At 58.0% G+C, this 21,208-nt stretch carries 19 protein-coding genes and 1 pseudogene; 10 read left to right on the top strand and 10 right to left on the bottom strand.

Translation table 11 applies throughout. From position 1 onward, the window contains the following. Positions 1 to 25 precede the first annotated feature (25 nt). The 3 genes from BUS06_RS38035 to BUS06_RS23620 all read right to left on the bottom strand — a co-directional run bounded on the left by BUS06_RS38035 (position 26) and on the right by BUS06_RS23620 (position 3,002). Positions 26 to 259, bottom strand: coding sequence for a response regulator (locus BUS06_RS38035; RefSeq protein ID WP_174567546.1), 234 nt, complete (start codon positions 257 to 259; stop codon positions 26 to 28). Between the two features lie 163 nt (positions 260 to 422). After that, positions 423 to 1,670, bottom strand: a complete 1,248-nt coding sequence (locus BUS06_RS23625) for an ABC transporter substrate-binding protein (RefSeq protein ID WP_074266846.1) — start codon at positions 1,668 to 1,670, stop codon at positions 423 to 425. 87 nt (positions 1,671 to 1,757) lie between these two features. Further along, positions 1,758 to 3,002: a DUF1479 domain-containing protein gene (locus tag BUS06_RS23620; protein ID WP_074266845.1), complete on the bottom strand. Its 1,245-nt coding sequence runs from the start codon at positions 3,000 to 3,002 to the stop codon at positions 1,758 to 1,760. A 95-nt stretch (positions 3,003 to 3,097) separates the two neighbouring features. Here BUS06_RS23620 and BUS06_RS23615 point away from each other — a divergent pair, with 95 nt between their 5' ends. The 9 genes and pseudogenes from BUS06_RS23615 to BUS06_RS23575 all read left to right on the top strand — a co-directional run bounded on the left by BUS06_RS23615 (position 3,098) and on the right by BUS06_RS23575 (position 11,286). Further along, positions 3,098 to 4,054: a helix-turn-helix domain-containing protein gene (locus tag BUS06_RS23615; protein WP_074266844.1), complete on the top strand. Its 957-nt coding sequence runs from the start codon at positions 3,098 to 3,100 to the stop codon at positions 4,052 to 4,054. A 37-nt stretch (positions 4,055 to 4,091) separates the two neighbouring features. Next, a pseudogene (locus tag BUS06_RS38315) lies at positions 4,092 to 4,316 on the top strand (nuclear transport factor 2 family protein); the annotation flags it as partial. Between the two features lie 334 nt (positions 4,317 to 4,650). Further along, on the top strand, positions 4,651 to 5,721 hold the full coding sequence (locus tag BUS06_RS23605; RefSeq protein WP_254368947.1) for a branched-chain amino acid ABC transporter substrate-binding protein: 1,071 nt from the start codon (positions 4,651 to 4,653) through the stop codon (positions 5,719 to 5,721). Positions 5,722 to 5,806: 85 nt separating this feature from the next. Next, entirely contained in the window at positions 5,807 to 6,724 is a 918-nt protein-coding gene (locus tag BUS06_RS23600) for a branched-chain amino acid ABC transporter permease (protein WP_074266842.1), read from the top strand. Between the two features lie 14 nt (positions 6,725 to 6,738). Continuing rightward, complete coding sequence (gene livM / locus BUS06_RS23595; RefSeq protein ID WP_429287440.1) at positions 6,739 to 8,010, top strand: high-affinity branched-chain amino acid ABC transporter permease LivM; 1,272 nt, start codon at positions 6,739 to 6,741, stop codon at positions 8,008 to 8,010. Beyond that, complete coding sequence (locus BUS06_RS23590) at positions 8,007 to 8,858, top strand: ABC transporter ATP-binding protein (RefSeq protein WP_074266840.1); 852 nt, start codon at positions 8,007 to 8,009, stop codon at positions 8,856 to 8,858. Before livM ends, BUS06_RS23590 begins: the two co-directional genes overlap by 4 nt. After that, complete coding sequence (locus BUS06_RS23585; protein WP_074266839.1) at positions 8,851 to 9,576, top strand: ABC transporter ATP-binding protein; 726 nt, start codon at positions 8,851 to 8,853, stop codon at positions 9,574 to 9,576. The genes BUS06_RS23590 and BUS06_RS23585 overlap by 8 nt, the downstream gene beginning before the upstream one ends. A gap of 341 nt (positions 9,577 to 9,917) precedes the next feature. After that, positions 9,918 to 10,727 carry an NAD(P)H-dependent oxidoreductase gene (locus BUS06_RS23580; protein WP_074266838.1) on the top strand — a complete coding sequence of 270 codons (810 nt, stop codon included), beginning with the start codon at positions 9,918 to 9,920 and terminating at the stop codon, positions 10,725 to 10,727. Positions 10,728 to 10,812: 85 nt separating this feature from the next. After that, positions 10,813 to 11,286 (top strand): VOC family protein, encoded by a 474-nt coding sequence (locus BUS06_RS23575; RefSeq protein WP_074266837.1) that lies wholly within the window; start codon positions 10,813 to 10,815, stop codon positions 11,284 to 11,286. Between the two features lie 74 nt (positions 11,287 to 11,360). On the opposite strand, the gene BUS06_RS23570 is transcribed toward BUS06_RS23575, so the two are convergent. From BUS06_RS23570 to BUS06_RS23540, 7 genes are all read right to left on the bottom strand, one after another. Continuing rightward, positions 11,361 to 12,839 carry an aldehyde dehydrogenase gene (locus BUS06_RS23570; protein ID WP_074266836.1) on the bottom strand — a complete coding sequence of 493 codons (1,479 nt, stop codon included), beginning with the start codon at positions 12,837 to 12,839 and terminating at the stop codon, positions 11,361 to 11,363. A gap of 26 nt (positions 12,840 to 12,865) precedes the next feature. After that, on the bottom strand, positions 12,866 to 13,690 hold the full coding sequence (locus tag BUS06_RS23565; protein WP_074266835.1) for an HpcH/HpaI aldolase/citrate lyase family protein: 825 nt from the start codon (positions 13,688 to 13,690) through the stop codon (positions 12,866 to 12,868). After that, on the bottom strand, positions 13,683 to 15,059 hold the full coding sequence (locus tag BUS06_RS23560) for an MmgE/PrpD family protein (protein ID WP_074266834.1): 1,377 nt from the start codon (positions 15,057 to 15,059) through the stop codon (positions 13,683 to 13,685). Before BUS06_RS23560 ends, BUS06_RS23565 begins: the two co-directional genes overlap by 8 nt. Positions 15,060 to 15,082: 23 nt before the next feature. Next, the gene (locus tag BUS06_RS23555; protein WP_074266833.1) at positions 15,083 to 16,261 is read right to left on the bottom strand and encodes a CaiB/BaiF CoA transferase family protein; all 1,179 of its coding nucleotides are present in this window, start codon (positions 16,259 to 16,261) and stop codon (positions 15,083 to 15,085) included. A 10-nt stretch (positions 16,262 to 16,271) separates the two neighbouring features. Further along, positions 16,272 to 17,432, bottom strand: a complete 1,161-nt coding sequence (locus BUS06_RS23550; RefSeq protein ID WP_074266832.1) for an acyl-CoA dehydrogenase family protein — start codon at positions 17,430 to 17,432, stop codon at positions 16,272 to 16,274. 20 nt (positions 17,433 to 17,452) lie between these two features. Continuing rightward, entirely contained in the window at positions 17,453 to 18,328 is an 876-nt protein-coding gene (locus BUS06_RS23545; RefSeq protein WP_074266831.1) for an HTD2 family dehydratase, read from the bottom strand. A gap of 104 nt (positions 18,329 to 18,432) precedes the next feature. Continuing rightward, complete coding sequence (locus BUS06_RS23540) at positions 18,433 to 19,353, bottom strand: LysR substrate-binding domain-containing protein (RefSeq protein ID WP_074266830.1); 921 nt, start codon at positions 19,351 to 19,353, stop codon at positions 18,433 to 18,435. 292 nt (positions 19,354 to 19,645) lie between these two features. On the opposite strand from BUS06_RS23540, the gene pruA reads away from it, so the two are divergent. Further along, complete coding sequence (gene pruA, locus BUS06_RS23535; protein WP_074266829.1) at positions 19,646 to 21,199, top strand: L-glutamate gamma-semialdehyde dehydrogenase; 1,554 nt, start codon at positions 19,646 to 19,648, stop codon at positions 21,197 to 21,199. The last annotated feature ends 9 nt before the right edge of the window (positions 21,200 to 21,208 follow it).

Raw genomic sequence — 21,208 nt, 5'->3', positions numbered from 1 at the left:
CCAGGTCAACGCGACCCGCTTTCAGTTAGGCAAGCGCTTCAATGCCGTTGCTCGCACATACGACCCTGTAGCCTGAATTTTCAAGAATGCGGTGCCACGCGGCGAGGACTTCCGGCTCGTCATCAACCAGCAGAATTGTGTGCTCACGACCGCCGATCTCATTCACTGCTTTATCGTCGACGCCCATATACGCACGACGGGTTCCACGATTCGCGGTGCCGGCGATAATGTACAGAGGTTGTCGGCTACTGCGGTTCAAGCTCGGCGTCCAACGGGAAATTGTATTCCTTGCTCTTTTTCTCCGGCAGTTCCCATCAGGCTGGATTCCTCGATCATCGACATGTCTTTCTCTCAGATTCCGTTCGTCGCGTCGTCAGTCCAAAGACGCTCGATTTCGCGAGCGTCGACCCGCAAAGTCCCGCCTATTTGACCTTTGCTGCCGCAGCGAGCTTGCGTACTGCTTCTTGCGGATCCTCATTCGAGTTCATGAAGTTCGTCACGGCGTCGGTAATCGCGCCCTCGGTGGCCGACGACTGAACATCACCGAAAGCCAACGACGGAAAGAAACTGTTGGCTTTGATCGTGGATTGCTCGTCTGCGTATGATTTCTTGGCACAGGCGTCGAACTTGCCGATGGGAACATCTTGCCGGACAGGAATCGAACCCTTGTAAAGGCTAAACTGCTCCTGGAAATCGACGGACATGATCGTCTTGGCAAGCGCGAGCTGCCCAGGAGTCGCGTCTTTTTTGCCGTTCTGCTGGAAGAACACGAACGAGTCTACCGTGTAGGTGAAGGCGTTCGATGTGCCTGGCGCAGCCGCGCAGATATAGTCAACGTCCGCCTGCTTGTTCGCATTCGCGAACTCGCCCTTCGCCCAGTCGCCCATGAACTGCATCCCACCCGATCCATTAATGACCATGGCGGTTGCGAGATTCCAGTCACGACCGGTAGAGCCTTTATCAAAGTAACCCTGGATCCTGCGGACAATCTGGAACACCTGCACCATCTGCGGCGAAGTCAGTGCTTTCTGATCGAGATCAATCATGGTCTTGCGATAAAAATCTGGGCCCTGAGAAAGTACAATGGTCTCCCAGATGGTCATGTCCTGCCAGGGCTGGCCGCCGCGTGCGACAGGCGTAATGCCCGCAGCACGGAACTTGTCGGCGAGCGCGAAGAACTCCGGCCACGTCGCAGGTGGCTTACCTCCAACTTTATCGAGGTCGGCTTTGTTGATCCACAGCCAGTTGATCCGGTGTATCGAGAACGGCGCGGCCACATAGTGGCCGTCTGACCTCATGGTCTTGTCAATTTGCGCTGGCAGTTGGGTTTTCCAGTCGGTAGCCGATTTATCTATATCGACCAATACACCTTGATTTGCCCAGTCCTGTATCAACGGGCCCTTGATCTGTGCTGCCGACGGTGCATTCCCCGACATGACCTGGGTCTTCAACGCGGTCATGGCAGCTGCACCCGCCCCGCCGGCTACGGCGAAGTCTTTCCACTCGTAGCCCTGTTTATTCATGTCGTCCTTAAGCACTCTGATGGCCTTCGATTCGCCGCCCGAGGTCCACCAGTGCAACACCGAAAGAGACTCGGCAGCACTTGCGACCTGTGCACTTGTGGCGAGCGCCGCTGCGACAACTGTGGCTGAAATGAGCGTTCTTTTCATTGCTGTCTCCTTTAGTTTTCCTTATGAATCACCGGGCAGGGCGCACACCGTGATGGGCATGCGTCAGATCGTTTCGATGGGTAGCGCTTACAGGCCGAAGCCGAGTTGGGCTTTACCGAGGGGCGTCAGATCTTCGGCCGTAGCTCGTCCGACGAAGTCGACCTCGAAATGGTCAGTCGGAAAGTCAGGAGGGCTTTTGCCTTCAAGGAAGCTGGGCAATTGGCGCTTGAGGTATTCGTCGTTCTTGGCACACGCGGGCGCTGACGCGATATACATTACGTTGCTGTAGCCCGTGCCACGGTGCGCGTCTTCTACTGCGTGGATGACGTCGCTGTGCCAGAACACGGTGTCGCCCGCCTGCATGTGCGGAATCGATGACAACGCGTCGAAGAGCGGCGCATGGAATTCCGGCTTGATCGACAGCGCGCGGCCAGGCATTGCGCCGCATAGGTCGTCGTCAGCAACATCGTCCTGAAGGGCGCGCAACAGGATATAGGCCATCGAGTTCGCAATGGGCACGAGTTGCAGCGTGCCATCTCCGGGACCCTGAGGTGTCAGGGCTGTCCAGCCCTGAAACGTGCGAAACATCGAACATACGGCTGGCGAAGCAATTTCCTCGACGTCCGGCCGGAAGGCGGCGTCGAATGGATCGTATTGACGCCAGTTGCCGCTGAAAACATGCCGGTACACGTTCCGGAAATTCGCTTCGATCCAACGCTCGACCGAGCCACCATCGCAATGCGCGGACAGGCCCAAGGACTCTGACCCGGGCGGCCGCCGGCGCAACCGGTCCGCGTAAGCGGGTACGTGCTCCGGATCGAAGTGGACCTGACCTTCGCTCTCACTGCGCCACAAACGGTTCAGAAACACGCGAGCCGTAGTCAGCGACGTAGACTGACGCGCGAGGACCTGCGGCTTTGACCAGTACACGCCGTAAATCTGTGGCTTGCTCGATGCCAGCTGGCCGAAGTATTTGTCCTCGGCACGGGTCTTCAGTCGCGTATCGAGGTCGTTCCGTTCGACGTAGTCCGCGATGTCGCGGTCCCAGGCTTCCACCTGAGAGCGGTCAAACACATTGCGGATGACGCATGCACCCCGTGCTTTGACGAGTTCGATCTGCTCCGCGCTCACTCGCTGCCCAGCTATGTCGGAGAATTGAATTTCGGGGATCACGTTTTCGCCGCGACTCCGTTGCTCGGCAATTCTGCTGGCTTCGGTACGGATTGCTTCGTCCACTTCGGCGAAAACATCCCGATAGTTCGGAAGTCTTTCGCGAAGCTCCTGCTTGGCCTGCCGGATGGCTGCCGGCAGGTCGTCGACATTGAGTGCCATGGTTGTCTCCTTGTGGGTTCTGCTATGTCTGGAGCATAGACCGGACACGCCCCAAAAAGTGATACCATCCAGACAATTTCTTTGCGACTTCTGCCATGAAACCAGCATACGAACGCGTCGAATTCGGCGATGACTGCTCGGTCAGGGTTTACCACCGGCGTTTGCCGCGTATCCCGTTTGAATGGCACCACCATCCCGAATACGAACTGACCCTGACGTTGAACAGTCACGGCAAGCGCTATATCGGGGACTCGATCGCAGACTACGGGGACGAAGATCTGGTTCTTGTGCCGCCAAATCTTCCTCATACCTGGGCGTCGAACCGATCGATTAATTCATCGTCTCCCCAGGTCGCAATCGTGATCTGGTTCGGCGGCGACTGGGCGCGGCGGCTTGCAGATGTCTGTCCGGAATACGTGCCTTTGCGCAACCTGTTACGCAGGGCGGCCTGCGGACTGGCATTCAGTCCGCAGGTGGGCACCGCGATGCACACCCAGGTCGGCGATCTGCTTTCCAGCGCCCCGCGAGAACGCCTTGCCGCAGTGCTAAATGTTTTGTGTACGCTAGCGGAAGCGCCCGGTGAACCACTCGCTTCGCCTACCGCGTTTAGCGACCGGACGGAGGGTCCTTCGGGCCACGAACCGGAACGTATAAATCGCGTGCTCTCGATGATCGATTTGCGCTTCGCCGAACCGCTGCGTCTATCCGAACTTTGCGAGGCTGCAAATGTGTCGGAACGTTCTCTCGCCCGCTACTTTGAGCAGCACATTGGAGAGAGCGTTGGGAGATATATCGCGCGGGTCAGGATTGGCCATGCTTGCCGGATGCTTGCGCACACCTCGACCCCCGTGTCGGTCGTTGCGGCCCGCTCTGGATTTCCGAACGTCGCGAACTTCAACCGGCAGTTCAAGGCGTTGAAGGCACTGACACCCGCCGCTTACCGCAAACAGTTTGCGGCCGGTGATATCGTCGAAACGGACGCCAGTCCACGCATCACCGAACGCTCACCTTCTTTGCAACGGAACCCGCGACTACCGAGATCAATTGCGTGACGCAGGCGATGCAAAGCTAGCGTCGTAGCAGGTCAACTCGGGAGAGAGCACGATTACGCTTATCGACATCTGCGACGGCACAATCGGCGTTCTGAGTGCGACGAGCTATTTTATCTACGACCGGGTGCTGAAAGACGGTTCCTCCGTGCGCTTCGAGTGTGTCGATGTATTCGAGTTCGACGGCAACGGATTGATCGAGCGCATGATCATCGTCTACGACACTCATCCTATCCGCAGCACCGTTGGCGATAAGTACGCATAGTCTCGTACAAGCCAGGATAAGCGGGAAGTTTTAACGCATAGTCGCATAGTCGTTTACACGGCCATCTGGAGAGCGGACTGACAAAACTATGCGATTTCCCGCAGCCAAATGCCGCCGTTGCGCATCTTTAGCCTCCACCTAATCCCCGCTTTCGCACAATCAAATTCCAGCCCGTTTTTGGTGACGGCAATCTTCGATCTACCTTGCGGCTGTGAACGCGAGGTGATACCCGGGAACGATTGCTGAGACCTGTTCGTTCCTGCATCGAAGCCTGCTCTTGGAGATGGTTATGAACGGCCGGAAAAAATTGGTTGGAATGGGTGCGGTACTTAGCATGAGCGGGTTGGCTTTGGCATGCTCGGCCGTCGCGGATGCAAGTGTTCTGGTGGGTGTGGCTGGCCCAATGACGGGCGAGTACGCCTCGGGGGGCGACCAGTTTCGCAAGGGCGCAGAGCAGGCGGTGAAAGACATCAACGCGTCGGGCGGTGTGCTAGGGCAGCAACTCGACCTGGTTGTGGGCGACGACGTGTGTGATCCCAAGCAGGCAGTTTCGGTTGCCAACAATTTTGTCAATCAGAAGGTGGCATTCGTCGACGGTCACTGGTGTTCCAGTTCCACTTTACCCGCTTCGGACGTCTACAACGACGCGCAGATCCCGCAGGTCACCGTCTCGACCAATCCGAAAATCACGGAACGCGGCATCAAGGGGATCTTTCGTATTACCGGCCGGGACGATCAGCAAGGGCAGGTTGCAGCCGACTATATCGCTGCGCATTTCAAGGGCAAGAAAATCGCGGTCATCGATGACAAGACCGCATACGGCGGCGGTCTGGCCGACGAGGTCGCCAAGGATCTCGCTGCAAAGCAGACGCCCGTTGTGCTGCGTGAGTCGATCACGGCCGGTGAAAAGGACTATTCAGGCCTTATCAGCAAACTGAAGGCGAATGGCGTTCAGATCCTTGCGTACGGCGGGTATTACCAGGAAGTCGCGCTGATTCTGCGGCAGGCGGCGCAGGCCGGGCTAAATCTGACGGTCCTGGGCGGCGATACGCTAACGAATAATGAACTGGTTACCGCAGCGGGGGCGGAAATCAACAAGGTCCTCTTTACCTTCCCGCCAGACCCGCGCAAGAGTGCGGCAGCCGCAAAGGTGGTGGCGACTTTCCGCGCGCAGAAGATCGAGCCGGAAGGCTACATGCTGTATTCGTACGCCGCCTTGCAGGTTTTCGCAGAGGCAGCTAAAAAGGCTAATTCCACGGACTATGCGGCGATCGTGAAGCAGCTTCACAACGGCTCCTTCAATACCGTAGTCGGACAAGTGGACTTCGATTCGAAAGGCGATCTCAAGAGCCCTGGCTATGTGGTCTATCGCTGGAACGGCAACAACTATGACTACGTGAAGTGACAAGTCCTGTCCCGTCTATGTAATACGGAAGAGGCGGTGCGTCTGTCCAGTGCTCCGCCTCCGAAGCAGATTCACCGGAGAGGACATGAGCCAGGCATTGCAACAATTTATTAATGGGCTGACCTTGGGCGCCATCTACGGCCTGATTGCGATCGGCTATACGATGGTCTACGGCATCATCGGCATGATCAACTTTGCGCATGGCGATGTTTATATGGTCAGCGCTTTCATCGCCGTGACGTGTTTCACGCTTCTTGGGAGCGGCGGGGTCTCGTCGGTGGTGGCGAGTATTGCCATTACATTGATCGTCTCGATTGCGCTGACCTCCGTATTCGGCTGGACCGTCGAACGGGTCGGGTATCGGCCGCTTCGAGGCTCCAATCGTCTCGCGCCGCTGATCTCGTCGATCGGAATTGCTATCTTTCTGCAGAACATGGTTCAGCTGACCCAGGGTGCGCGGGTCAAGTCGATCCCGCCGCTTGTGACGGGTGGTACGAATCTCTTCTCCAATGAGGGATTGCGCGGAACGTACGTCTCTTATGTCCAGCTCCTCATCGTCATCGTGACGATTGTCCTGATGTCCGCCTTCACATTGCTCATCAACAAGACGCCTTTCGGCAGGCAGCAGCGGGCGTGCGAACAGGATCAACGGATGATGCAGTTCCTCGGCTATAACGTCGACAGGATTATCGCCCTGACCTTCATGATCGGCGCTGCGCTGGCTGCCGTCGCTGGTGTCATGGTGACGATCTACTACGGCGTGATCGACTTCTCAATTGGCTTCCAGGCGGGTATCAAGGCCTTTACTGCTGCGGTTCTGGGCGGCATCGGCTCGATCCCTGGCGCGATGCTTGGCGGTCTGATCATCGGATTGATCGAAGCGTTCTGGGCGGCATATCTTTCTCCCGAATACAAGGATGTGGCAACGTTCGTCATCCTGATCATTGTTCTGATGTTTCGTCCTTCGGGCCTGCTTGGCCGGCCAGAGGTGGAGAAAGTCTGATGAGCCCGACAATCATGCAAAAATTAGATCTTCAGTTTCGCATCAGGGATGCTCTGGGCGCCGCGCTGGTTGCCGGCCTCGTAGGTTTGCCGATGCTGGGACTGACGACGCGAGACGGAGCAAATGGCCTGCATGTCGAAACACGTTGGGCACTGCTGGCCGCCTTCATTCTGGTGGCCTTTGCCGGCCGCCTGATACTGCAGTGGATGCTGCAACGGTTCCGCTTACTGACAAAGCGGCGCCTGCGTGCAAGGCCCGCGCCTGAAATCGCGGGTAACGGTGCGCTGGTTTGGGTCGGCGCGGCATGCGTGGCTTTCGCCGTGCTGTTGCCCGCATTGTTTGCAGGAAACCGCTACGTTGTCGATACGGCCACGACGGTACTCATTTACGTGATGCTGGGCTGGGGCCTGAATGTCGTCGTTGGACTGGCTGGTCTGCTGGATCTGGGCTACGTAGCGTTCTACGCGGTAGGCGCATACACCTACGGTCTTCTCTCGACGCATTTCGGCTTTGGTTTCTGGGAATCGCTACCCATCGCCGGTGGACTGGCCGCGGCATTCGGCATGCTGCTTGGCTATCCGACACTCAGACTTAGAGGCGACTATCTGGCGATCGTCACGCTCGGATTCGGCGAGATCATTCGGCTGCTGCTTGTGAACTGGGGTGATCTCACGGGCGGACCAAACGGCATTTCTTCGATTCCAAAGCCGACATTCTTTGGGCTTCCGATGCAGGCATCCAGCGATGGTCCGACATTTGCGACCGTATTTGGTATCGAATACTCACCCGTTCAGAGGGTCATCTTTTTGTATTACCTGATCCTCGCACTCGCGTTACTGACAAACCTTCTCGTCTCGAGGCTAAGACGCCTGCCTGTGGGGCGCGCGTGGGAAGCGGTGCGCGAAGACGAAATTGCCTGCAAGGCCATGGGCATTAATGTGACGAACGTGAAACTGTCCGCATTTGCGACCGGTGCAATGCTGGCCGGATTCGCCGGCGTGTTCTTCGCGGCACGGCAGGGGTTTATCTCTCCGGAGAGCTTCACATTTTCGGAGTCGGCCACGATTCTCGCGATCGTGGTGCTGGGTGGCATGGGAAGCCAGTTGGGCGTCGTGCTCGCGGCCGCCTTGCTGGTGATCTTGCCTGAACTGGGGCGTGATTTCGCCGAGTACAGAATGTTGCTCTTCGGTATTGCCATGGTCTTTATCATGATCGTGCGGCCCGGCGGACTCATCAGCCATCGCCGTGCGACCGTCAGCGCTCCGGGCGTGGAGGTGAACCCATGAGCGGTTCCAATTCGTTGCTTGGCGTTGAGAATCTGACGATGCAGTTTGGCGGACTTCGTGCAATCGAGGACCTGTCCATGAGCGCGCGTGCAGGCGAGGTGACTGCAGTGATTGGGCCGAACGGCGCGGGAAAGACGACATTCTTTAACTGCCTGACCGGCTTTTATAAACCGACAAAAGGCTCCATCAAACTGCGCCATCCCTATCGCGGCGAACTTCGGCTCGATGCGATGAGGAACGTGGACGTCGCGCGGGTCGGCCAGGTCGTCAGGACGTTTCAGAATATACGATTGTTTCCCCGTATGACGGTGCTCGAAAACCTGATGATCGCTCAGCACAATGTCTTGCAGGAAGCGTCGAGATTCTCGATTGCCGGAGCGCTGAACTCAAGATCGTTTCGCCGCGCCAACGACAAGGCGATAGATAACGCCCTGACGTGGCTCGAGCGCCTAAGCGTCCGGGATATCGCCAACAAACCTGCCGGTGACATGCCGTATGGCGTACAGCGTCGCGTCGAAATCGCGCGCGCGATGTGCGCTGAACCGATTCTGCTTTGCCTTGATGAGCCAGCCGCCGGTCTCAATCCGCGCGAGTCGGGGGAACTCACGACGCTGTTGACCTCCCTCTCCAGGGATCAAGGTATCGGCATACTATTGATTGAACACGATATGAGCGTCGTCATGAAGGTTTCCGATCATATTGTCGTGCTCAATCACGGAAAGAAGATCGCAGAGGGGCCGCCTGCCGAGATCAAGACAAATTCCGAGGTGATCAGCGCGTATCTTGGGGAGGACGACGAGACCTCTTCACCCGATGGTTCATCGCAGGAGAAAACCGCTCATGCTTAAGCTTACCGGACTCAGTGCCCACTACGGCAGCGTCCAGGCACTACGCGAGGTTACCCTGGACGTGAACACGGGCGAGATCGTTACGTTGATCGGTGCGAACGGCGCGGGCAAGTCCACGCTGATGAATACCATTTTCGGTTATCCCCGCGCCAGCGGCGGCACGGTCGAATTCGACGGACAGAATATTACGGACCTGCCTTCACATGCGGTCGGCAAGCTCGATATTGCGGTTGTGCCCGAAGGGCGTCGCATCTTTCAGCGGATGACTGTGCTTGAGAATCTCCTGATGGGCGATACGTCGTCCAATCGTAAGACTGCTGAGGACCTAGAACGGATCTACGAGATGTTTCCAATCCTGCGGAGCCGGATCTCGCAGCGTGCCGGTACGCTGTCTGGAGGCGAGCAGCAGATGCTTGCGATCGGTCGCGCATTGATGTCTCAACCGAGATTGCTGTTACTCGACGAACCGTCGCTGGGCCTCGCGCCGCTTTTCATCAAGAAGATCTTCTCGGTCATCAGGGAGTTGAACGAGCAGTTCGGTATGACGATTCTGCTCGTCGAACAGAACGCCCATCATGCATTGCGAGTGGCGCATCGAGGGTATGTTCTCCAGCATGGGCAGATTGCCCTCGAAGGGAGTGGTGCTGACTTGCTGGCCAGCCCGTCGGTCCGGGCAGCGTATCTGGAGGGCGATACGTCCCAACTCGATGCGGCGTGAACCGATGCGACTGGAAACCTGGCTTGCTTCGCCCTTTCTCCCGCTCTCAGTGGATGGGAATTTTAGCAATTCTCCGCAACTTGAGTGTGGGAAGATTAAAAGATGAAATGGCGATTCGAACAAGGCTTATCAAGCCTTGACGGGCTGGATCACTATCAAAAAATGTGCAAAATTCCGCAGAAATTAGCCGAACCTCTTCAAGACCGGAATTTTGTAAACGTCCAGAATGCCAATAGACCTAATCGATCGCCGCTCCGGAACTGCATCCGAAGAAGGCACGAATTCAAGCGCAGGCCAGCGAGGCCAGAACGCTCAACGAACCGGTTTTATGGAGTTGCCGCATGAAAGTGCTCATCGTTTTCGCTCACCCTGAACCCCGGTCTTTCAACGGTGCGTTGAAGGACACGGCTGTCTCGACTCTGACAGAGCAGGGACATGAGGTTCAAGTGACGGACCTGTACCAACTGAAATGGCGGCCTGAGCTCGGCGTGGAAGATTTTGTGGGCGAACGTCTCAATACGGATTTCCTCGACCTTTCGGCGGAACAGGAGCACATGTTCGGAACCTCCACGAAGCCGACGCCGGATGTCTACGCCGAGCAACAGAAGGTGCTCTGGTCGGATCTGATCATTTTCCAGTATCCGATGTGGTGGTTCGGCATGCCCGCCATTCTGAAGGGCTGGGTGGACCGCGTGATGACGCGTGGTTTCGCCTACGCCACCGGCCGCAAGTACGAGAACGGCATGTTCAAGGGACGTAAGGCGATGGTTTCGACCACGACTGGAACGGCCGCGAGCCTCTACGAACCGGACGGCGTCGATGGAGACATCAATCACATTCTCTGGCCGATTCACAATGGCATTTTCAATTACCTTGGCTTCGAGGTGTTGCCGCCGCACGTATCTTGGATGCCTGGCCGCGTGAGTGCCGAGGAGCGGCAAGCCTACCTCGACTCCTATGCGGCACGATTGCGCACGCTTGAGGGCACGCAGCCGTTGTTTTTCCATCCCTTTGCAGACTTTGGTCCGGACCAACGTCTGAAGCCGGGCGTCGTGGCCCGTTCCGGTTTCCAATGGAACCCGTCGGTCGGCCAGTCGCATGACGATGCGGCAAAAACGTATACGCCGAAGAAGATTGCGAAGGCAGGTTGATACTGCAGCTGCTTCAGGTCGGGCCGCGGTAGCCTGGAAAGGTTCTGCGGCCCAGCGTCAAAACTGACCAGAGATGAGGTTCACCATGGAAAAGCTGCCGATTTTTCAGAAACTGCACCACGTCTGCATCGTGGTTCGCGATATCGAAAACGCTGTGAAGTATTACGAATCAATTGGCGTTGGTCCATGGAACGATTTTCCGCCGATGGATGCATACCAGTTGGACGGCTACGATCGTCCGGCTTTTCTGAAGATGCGCTACAAGTTTGCGAATATCGATAACGCCCAACTGCAGCTTTGCCAGCCAGGAGACGGTGACACGCCGCAACGACGGTTCCTGGAAACGCGAGGCGAGGGCGTCTTTCATCTCGGCTTCTCTGTCGAGAGTTGCGACAAGGCCGAGGAACTTGCTGCGAACGCCGGGCTGGATGTGCTCTCGCGCGGACGCCTCGAAGATCGAAGTGGCTTCACGTACTTCAAGACGGTAAATGAAGGGGCTGGGGTTACGCTAGAGGTCCGGGCGCCGAGTACCAAGGCCGCTCAAGGCATCAAGTCCTGAGTTCAAGGCGCTTTCGCGAGCGTCTTACTGACATTCCAGATGGCCCCTTGGGAATACCACGGGGCCATCTGCCATTACCTCATCACGAACGGGTTCGCGGTCTTGACCCCGGTATTGATCCAGACGCTCTTCGTTTGCAGATACTCGCGGATCGCGTCGATGCCGTTCTCGCGGCCCAGTCCGGAATCCTTGTAGCCGCCAAAGGGCGACATGTAGCTCACCGCGCGATAGCTGTTCACCCAGACCATGCCGGCCTGCAGTCTTTCTGCAACGCGAATGGACCGGCCAATATCTTTCGTCCAGACACCCGAGCCAAGTCCGAAGCGCACGTCATTGGCCAACGCAACCGCCTCGTCTTCATCCTTGAACCTGATGATCGAGAGGATGGGACCAAAGACCTCTTCCTGCGCGATTCGCATCCTGTTGCTAACGTCGCCGAAGATCGTGGGTTCGACGAACCAGCCATTGCCACATTCGGGGGCGCTGCCGGGCTTTCCGCCTAGCAGCAACGTCGCGCCGTCCTGTGTTGCGGTTTCAATGTAAGACAGGACCTTGCGGTACTGCGGGCGGGTCGTGATCGGTCCGACCTGCGTGTCCATACTCGACGGATCGCCCATTTTCGCGGTCCGTGCCAGCGTCAGAAGTTTGTCGACAAACGTGTCGTAGATGCTTTCTTGCAACAACAGGCGCGAACCGGCAATACAGGTCTGCCCAGTCGCAGCAAAGATGCCTGAAACCGCGCCATTCACCGCGTCTTCCAGATCTGCATCTTCGAAAACGATGTTGGGCGACTTGCCACCCAGTTCGAGACTCACGTGTTTGAACTGACGGGCTGCCGCCTCGTTGATTGCCCGGCCGGTGGAGTCTGCACCGGTGAAGGTAATCTTCTTGACCAGCGGGTGTTCTACCAGAGGAGAGCCGACGTCTGCACCGAAGCCTGTGACAACGTTCACTACGCCCGGCGGAAAGCCGGCCTCAGTGAACAGCTTCGCAAACTCGATGGTGGATGCAGAAGTGAACTCGGATGGCTTGATTACCACCGTGCAACCCGCGGCCAGCGCGGGTGCAATTTTCCATGTGGCGAGCAACAGCGGCGAGTTCCAGGGCGTAATGGCGGCGACGACACCCAGCGGCTCGTTGCGGGTGTAGTTGAAGTAGCCTTTCTTGTCGAGCGGAACCACGGCGCCCTGAATCTTGTCCGCCAGGCCGCCAAAGTAGTAGTACCATTGCGGCAAATACTGGCACTGGCCCAGCATTTCAGCCATCAGCTTGCCGTTGTCACGAACTTCCAGCTCGGCAAGCCGCTTTGCGTCACGTGCGATCAGGTCTCCTACCCGATGAAGCAACAGACCTCGCTGGCTTGGCGACATCTGTGACCATGGTCCTGCGCTGAAGGCGGCATGCGCCGCCTGCACAGCCCGATCGACGTCTGTCGCGTTGCCTTTCGCAATCTGTGCCCACGTTTCGCCGGTGAAGGGGTTCTCGGTGTCGAACCATTCGCCCGAAGCCGGCGCGCAGGATTCGCCGTTGATAAACATCTCAAACTGTTGCATGACTTTCGTCTCCCTTTGATGTTGACTCATTCGCCAAGGCGCCGACGCTGGGACTCTGCAAGAATTTCCTGGGCTTTCAAGATGACCGGCCGGTCGACCATGCGGCCGTCCACCGCGACAGCCGCTCCGTGAGATGCGGCGGCGCCTTCTACAACCCGCTGTGCCCACTCGACGTCTTTCGCGCCCGGGATGAATGCAGCGTTGACTGCCGACACCTGCTTCGGATGAATGCAAAGCTTGGCGCCGAAGCCGAGCCGCTTTGCACGGACGGTGTCGCGCGTGATCTGCTCGGTATCGTCCAGCGTGGTACTGACGCCATCTACCGGCGAAAGCAGATTGCCAATGCGCGAAGCGAGGACGATCTGTGAGCGGAAGTACAGGAGCTGCTCATCGTCCCCGTCGATGCCGAGGTCAAGCTGGAAATCCACATTGCCGAAGACGAGCCGTGTAGTCAGCCGGTGCTGGGCGATCGCGACCACATTGCGGAAGCCTTGGGCGGTTTCGATCATCGGCAGGATGTCGGTCGGCTTGCCGGCGAACTCGCAGAGGAAAATGTCGTCGATGCGTTCGGTCTTGGGCAGCATGACAGCGGCCACGGATGGCGCACGGCATACGGCAATGTCGTCGCGAAACCATTCGCTGTTCACGTCATTCACACGCACGGCGACCGGCGTGCTATTGGTGGACAGCCACTCGGCAAGGGCGGCCCGCGCAATCTTCTTTTCGGCGGGAGGTACGGCATCTTCCAGATCGATCACCACAACGTCGACGCCCGACGCCGCAGCTTTAGCAAACCGGTCGGGCCGGTTGCCGGGAACGAAGAGATAGGACCGGGGTGCGAGCTCAGCCATGATGAACCTCCAATATCGATTCGGGGAGCAGTTGGGGTACGACGGGGGCATCGGTAATTGCCCATACCGAGGCGATGGAGTGCTTGAGTTCGTCTTCAGTGGCTGCCTTGCCATACAGCCCAAGCGTGATCGTTTTGTGTTCGAGTTCGGTGCGCGTGAGCGTGTTGCCCGGATCCCCCTTGGGGTCATCCACCCGACCTTTGTAAGTGCGTCCATCCTTGGTCCGCACGGTGACCTTGCCGATCCAGCGCGACGGATAGGCCGCATCGACCTCAGCGTCGAGCACCATCGAAACCTTCTTGCTGAAGTGCGCGATCCTGCTTTCCCCGTAGTGGGCGTCGAACTCACGTACGCCCGCGTGGCCGAACTCCGCAGCGATGGCGAGCACGGTGCCCATGGAGAACTTCGCCTGATGAACCGTCTGCGGATCGGTCACTGGCCCGAGGACGTCGATCGCGGCCTGGTGAACATGAGTTACCACCGTCTCGATATCGTCAGGTGCGATCTGTTCTCGCTTGATTACCTGCAGCAAGGCATCGGCCGCCGGATGGGTGTGCCGGCAGGAGGCGTGATACTTGAACGATGTTTCACTCAGGGCCCAGCGCGTTCCGAGCGCGTCAACGAGCTTGTCCGGATGCGTTTGCGTGGACATGCCGGCTCCCATGCCTTTGCCGCCCTCGAAGATATCTTTCGCGCCGGTGAAACCGTCGGCCGCAAGGTAGGCCGCTAGAAGACCGTTCGCTGCTGCCTTGGCCGTATGCAGTTGCTTGGAGTCCGCAGCGTCTTTCAGGAATTCCCACAGCCCGGCTGCCTGGGTACCAGCGGACCCAAACGCATTCATCATCTGTTCGCGGCTCAGCCGCAAAAGCCTGCCGACCGCAGCCGCGGCTGCGATCGTTCCAACCGTACCGGTGGTATGAAAAATCTTGTAGTGCGATCGACCGAGGAATTCGCCGACGCGGATACCCACTTCATAGCCCGCGACGGATGCCGCAATGAACTCTTTTCCGCTTCTCCCCAGTGCTTGAGCGGCAGCCCATGCCGCGGGAAAAACGACGGTTGCCGGGTGCAGGACCGAGCTGTTGTGCAGATCGTCCTGTTCAGCGAAGTGCGATGCAGCGGCATTGATCATTGCCGCAAAGAACGGGCTGCTCGTTCGGCGGGAGATCAATACTTCGCAGCAACCGGACTGCGGACCAAAGTTCAATGCGAGTTTCTGGATCGTTTCAACGGGACGCGCTCCCCGGCCGGCCAATGCTGATCCGAACCAGTCAAGGAAGAGGTCTTCCGTCCGTGCTACCACGTCCCTGGGGATCTGTTCAAACTCGAGATTGGCCGCAAACGAAGCAAGAATCTGTGTGTTGCTCATAACAGGCTTACCTTAACTGGAGGTTATACGACGGCCGCGTCACGAAGTTCGCGGATGGCATCGGTCGAAAAGCCCAACTCATTCAACAGGGCTTCGGTGTGTTGGCCCAATGCGGGAACGGGGTCGAGGCGGACATCGGCTGCTGTAACGACGCCTGGCGGCAGCAACGAAGGAATGGAACCGGCCGGGGAGTCAATGTTCACCCAGCGATTGCGTTCTTTAAGCTGCGGATGCGCCCACACATCGGACATGTCGTTCATCCGGGCGTTGGCAATCTGCGCGTGATCCAGCCTGCGGATGACCTCTTCCGAGGTCAATTTGCTGAATGCGGTGACGATGATGTCGCGCAGTGCTTCGCGCGCCGCTACCCGTTTCGAATTGGAACTGAAGCGCGGATCGGTAGCCAGCTCAGGTGCGAGCAGAACCTTTGCGCAGAAGACACTCCACTCCCGCTCGTTCTGCAACCCCAGCATGACGGTTTTCGCGTCCCCGGCAGGGAACGGCCCATAGGGATAGATGGTTGCGTGAGCGGCTCCGGCGCGAGGTGGCGGCGATGCGCCATCGAACGCGTAGTAAAGGGGATACGTCATCCACTCCACCATGCTCTCGAGCATCGAGACGTCGATTTCCCTTCCCACGCCCGTCTTCGAGCGTTGCAGAAGCGCGGAGAGGATGTTGGTATACGCGTACATTCCCGCAGCGATATCGGCGATGGAACAGCCGGCCTTCGCGGGCGAGTCCGGGCCGCCGGTAATCGAGAGAAAACCGGACTCGCTCTGGATCAGCAGGTCGTAGGCTTTCTTGTCGCGATACGGACCGTCGGACCCGTAACCCGAGATGTTGCAGACGATCAAGCGGGGATACTTCTCACGCAACGCTTCGTAGGACAGACCCAGTCGAGCTGCAGCGCCGGGCGCCAGGTTCTGCACGAGCACGTCGGTATTTTCGAGCAAGCGCTCGAAAATACCCTGCGCCTGCGGAGCCTTGACGTCTAGCGTGAGGCTCTCCTTCGAGCGGTTGCACCATACGAAGTGCGAGGCCATGCCGTGTACACGCTCGTCGTAGGCGCGCGCGAAGTCACCTGTACCGGGGCGCTCGATCTTGATCACGCGTGCGCCGAGATCGGCAAGTTGACGGGTGCAAAACGGTGCTGCAATCGCGTGTTCGAGGGTGATCACCTTCACGCCGTCCAGCGGTTTCATGCCCAGCCCCTTAGAAAGAACGTGGCAGCCCAAGCAAATGCTCGGCTACGTACGAAAGAATGAGATTGGTCGAGATCGGCGCGACCTGATAAAGACGTGTTTCGCGGAACTTGCGTTCCACGTCGTATTCGTTTGCGAAGCCGAAGCCACCGTGGAACTGCAGACACGCGTTGGCGGCTTCCCAGGAAGCGTCAGCGGCCAGCAGTTTTGCCATGTTGGCTTGCGCGCCGGCGGGTTGTTTCGCGTCGAAAAGTTTGCAGGCCTTATAGCGCATCAGGCTGGCCGCTTCGACGTTGACGTGCGCGCGTGCGATCGGAAACTGCACGCCCTGGTTCTGTCCAATCGGACGCCCGAAGACCACCCGCTCCTTGACGTACTTGCAAACCTTGTCGAGAAACCAGTAGCCGTCGCCGATACACTCGGCAGCAATCAGCGTGCGCTCGGCGTTCAGGCCGTCAAGGATGTACTTGAAGCCTTTGCCTTCTTCTCCAATCAGGTTTTCGGCCGGGATCTCGAGGTTGTCGAAAAAGAGTTCGTTAGTCTCGTGATTCACCATGTTCGGGATCGGGCGAACCGTCATGCCTTGCTTGACCGCCTGATGCAGGTCGACGAGGAATATCGACATGCCCTCAGATTTTTTGGCCACCTGAGTGATCGGTGTGGTCCGTGCGAGCAGGATCATCAGATCGGAGTGTTGAATCCGTGAGATCCACACCTTCTGACCGTTGACGACATACCGGTCACCCTTGCGAACGGCGGTCGTCTTGAGACTGGTGGTGTCGGTGCCGGTGGTCGGTTCGGTCACGCCCATCGATTGAAGCCGCAACTTTCCGCTCGCGATTTCCGGCAGGTAGCGGGCCTTTTGCTCGGCGGAACCGTGTCTGAGCAGTGTCCCCATGTTGTACATCTGCCCGTGACACGCGCCGGAATTGCCGCCGCTGCGGTTGATTTCTTCCATGATCACCGACGCCTCGGTCAGCCCGAGTCCGGAGCCGCCATATTCCTGCGGAATCAGGGCTGCCAACCAACCCGCGTCGGTAAGAGCCTGCACAAAGGTCTCGGGATAGGCTCGCTCTTCATCGACCTTGCGGAAATACTCGGCAGGGAAGTTTGAACACAGATCGCGAACCGCTTCACGGATGTCCTGATAGGGGTCAACGTTAGCCAACACTTGTCTCTACTCCTTTGGGTTCATTTTTGAAATGCACTTGCGGGTGCCGTGAGCGTTACCACGGCAGCGACGCACAACACTTCTTCGGAATTGGCCGCCCAAAGCCTCACCTCGTTCGATCCGGCTGCGCGGGCGGCGTATAGATGAAAAGGGGCATCGTCAAAGAGCGGGTTGACCGCCTTGAAGGAGAACGAAGCGATCGACTCTCCCGGAAGGCTGCGTCGGACGAGATCGACCAGCAAGGTCGCAGTCAGCGGCCCATGCACGACCAGCGCGGGATAGCCTTCCTGTCCCTGAGCATAGGACCGGTCGTAGTGAATACGATGTCCGTTGAAGGTATCGGCGGAGTAACGAAACAGGAGGACCGGGTCTGGCACGATCTCCCGCTTCCATGTGAACTCTTCGGGCGCAATTGGACCTTTCGCCGGGCTATACGCAGTCGTCGCGGACTCGCGATACACGACGTCCTGGTCCTCCGAAAGCAGCGGACCTTCTGCGTCTTCCAGTTCATGACGCAGACGCACAAACACGAGCTTTCCGGTGCGTCCTTCCTTGGCGGCGACATCGACAATCTGCGAGGTTCTGGTGACGAGGCTGCCGACCAGGAGCGGCCGCTCGAACCGGACCCGGCTGCCTGCCCACATACGGCGGGGTAGCGGCACCGGCGGCAGGAATCCACCACGTTTGGGATGGCCGTCCACCCCAACCTGTGGTTGCGAAACGATATGAGGAAAGAGTGCCCAGTGCCAAAGCGGAGGCAACGGAGAGCCGGCATGCGGCGCGTCCTCATAGCCTAGCGTAGCCGCGAGTTGCTGCGCAAGACGAGGGGATACGAGTTCCTGCTCAGCCTGGGTTCGGCCGATCCACGTGCGCAGATAATTGAGTTCGGTAGTCATGAGGGCATCGAATAGCGTCGTTCACGCTAGATTGACGCACCGGCCTGTTGACTACAATTTGTGTCTGGAGAAGAGGGCTTTAAACGCAGACTAACTGCCGCCGCTTAGGCCGGCTGAGGCTCGCACTCGCTTTTGCACTTCTGGGTGAGCAGGTCGACAAGTTCACGCGCGAAAGACGGCAGCAGATCGAGGCTGCGCACGCAGATCAGCAGATTGCGCGTCGCCCAGGCATCCTCGATTTCAACCAGCCGGATGTTCATGGTTTTGACGTACCTTATCGCTGACGAACGAGGCAGCACGCCTATCCCGACGTTGGCTTCGATCATTCGGCACAGGGCCTCGAAGTTACCCACTTCAATCCGCACCCGAAGTTTCTTGTGCATATCGTGCGCGACGCGGTTCAGAAAGGTATGAATCGCGCTTGCTTCAGGCATCCCCACAAAGTCGAACTCCGTTGCCTCCTCAAAGGGAATAGACGTTTTCTCTGCTAAAGGGTGTGATTCCGACACCGCCAGTATGAGCCGGTCCGAGCGATAGGGCATGATTTCCAGCGATTCGGGCCTGACATTGCCTGCCACGATGCCGACGTCCGCTGTGCCTTCGCTCACCGCGCGCACCACGTCATGACTCAATCGTTCGCGAAGCTCGACGTTCACATCCGGATGCTCGGCGAGAAAGTCTCGCAGGTCGTTAGGAAGGAATTCCGTGGTGGCCGTGGTGTTCGCGAAGATCCTCACGTGGCCTTTGATACCGCGTGCGTACTCCTGCATGTCGCCGCGCAACTGCTCGAGTTGTGACAGGACAACCCGCGCATGGTGAAGGAATGCCTGGCCCGGTGGCGTGAGTGTCACCCCCTGGCTAGTCCGATACAGTAGTTTCGCCCCCATACTTTCTTCAAGATTCTTGATTCGGGTGCTCGCTGCGGGTACGGACATATGAAAGCGCTCGGCGCCACGCGTCAAGCTATCCGTCTCGGCGATACATGTGATGAGACGAAGATCAACGAGATCGAAATGCATGGTCATGATACGTGCTCCGAATGAAGTGACGCGCCGTTGATCCAGTGTAGCAAATAGCAGAAATCCGCAAATCAGTATTTGCGATATTTTTCGCACGTTTTGTCCGTGCCTCTATGTTATCGGGCTATTGAAGAACAACGGCGACGGAGCGATGGCTATGACTATGCAGAATTCCGCACAAATCGGTGGAGCCGCATCAAGACCGGAAAGTTTTCGCGCCGGACAATCGGTTCACGGAAGCATGCCGTGCTCATCAGGGCGGCAGAGCAGCCCAAACCAATTCAATCTGGAGAAAGCGATGCTGATTGCACCGTTCAAGAACGAGCCATTTGATTTGTTCGACACCGAAAGTGCCAAAGCCCATATGCAGCAGGCCCTGAAAAGAGTGCGTTCGGAATTTGGCCAGACCTATCCGCTTCTGATCAACGGTGAGCGTGTGCAGACCGAAGCGAAGCTCGTCTCGACAAATCCGTCGAATCCGGAAGAGATCGTCGGCTACACCGCCAAGGCGACGACGCGGCATGCGGATGACGCACTCGAAGCTGCGTGGGCCGCGTTCGAATCGTGGAAGCGCTGGAGCCAGGAAGATCGCTCCCGTCTTATGTTGAAGGCTGCAGCAATCATGCGCAGACGCAAGCGTGAGCTCGAGGCATGGCTGGTCTATGAGATCGGCAAGAACTACGTCGAAGCAAGCGCTGAAGTCGCGGAAATGATCGACTTCACCGAGTACTACGCGCGTCAGGCAATCAAGCACGTGGGCGGCCTGGGGGCACTGATTGACTATCCCGGTGAAGAGAACGAGAGCTTCTACATTCCGCTGGGGGTAGGTGTAACGATTTCGCCCTGGAATTTCCCGATGGCGCTAATGACCGGCATGACGGTCGGCGCGATCGTGGTGGGTAACACGGTGGTTTGCAAGCCAGCGGAAGACACGATTGTTTCGCTGGCCAAGATCTTCGACATCTTCACGGAAGCAGGCCTGCCGCCGGGCGTGGTGAATTACCTGCCTGGAACTGGACGGGAGATCGGTTCCTATCTGGTTGCTCATCCAAAGACGCGCTTTATCAACTTCACGGGCTCGCTCGCGACTGGGGCCCAGATCAACGAGTCCGCTGCGAAGCTCGCGGAAGGCCAGAAATGGTTCAAGCGCGTTTTCCTCGAGTTGGGTGGCAAGGACGCCATTCTGGTCGACGAGACAGCCAATCTCGACGACGCGGCGACGGGTGTCATTCAGGCGGCGTTCGGTTATTCAGGCCAGAAGTGTTCCGCCTGCTCGCGTTTGATCGTAGTGGATTCGGTCTACGACGCATTGCTTGAGAAGGTCGTTGCAAAGGCGAAAGAACTGGTTGTCAGCGAAGCCAGGGACAATCCCAGTTTCGGTCCGGTCTGCAACGAACTGCAGTACAAGAAGGTGCTGTCGTACATCGATATCGGCCACACCGAGGGCAAGCTGTTAACGGGTGGCAAGGCCGTAGAGAATGCCGCTGGTTATCTGATTGAGCCCACTATCTTTGGCGACGTGTCCCCTCGCGCGCGCATTGCACAGGAAGAAGTATTTGGCCCGTTCGTCGCTGCGATTCGCGTCAAGGATTTCGAGGAAGGTCTGGCTGTTGTCAATGACACGGTCTATGGTCTGACGGGGGCGCTCTTCTCGAATGACCGAAGCCGCATCGAACGGGCGCGTCGCGACTTCCACGTGGGCAACCTGTACTTCAATCGCAAATGTACGGGCGCGCTTGTCGGCGTTCAGCCATTCGGCGGCTTCAACCTCACGGGCACCGATACCAAGACGGGTGGTCCTGATTATCTTCTGCAGTTCTTGCAAATGAAGGCTGTGGCCGAGCGTCTTTAAGCACGCATG

This window comes from Paraburkholderia phenazinium (assembly GCF_900141745.1).
Classification (GTDB): Bacteria; Pseudomonadota; Gammaproteobacteria; order Burkholderiales; family Burkholderiaceae; genus Paraburkholderia; species Paraburkholderia phenazinium_B.
Note: the sequence above shows the minus strand (reverse complement) of the source record. Positions and strands in the feature narration are given on the sequence as shown.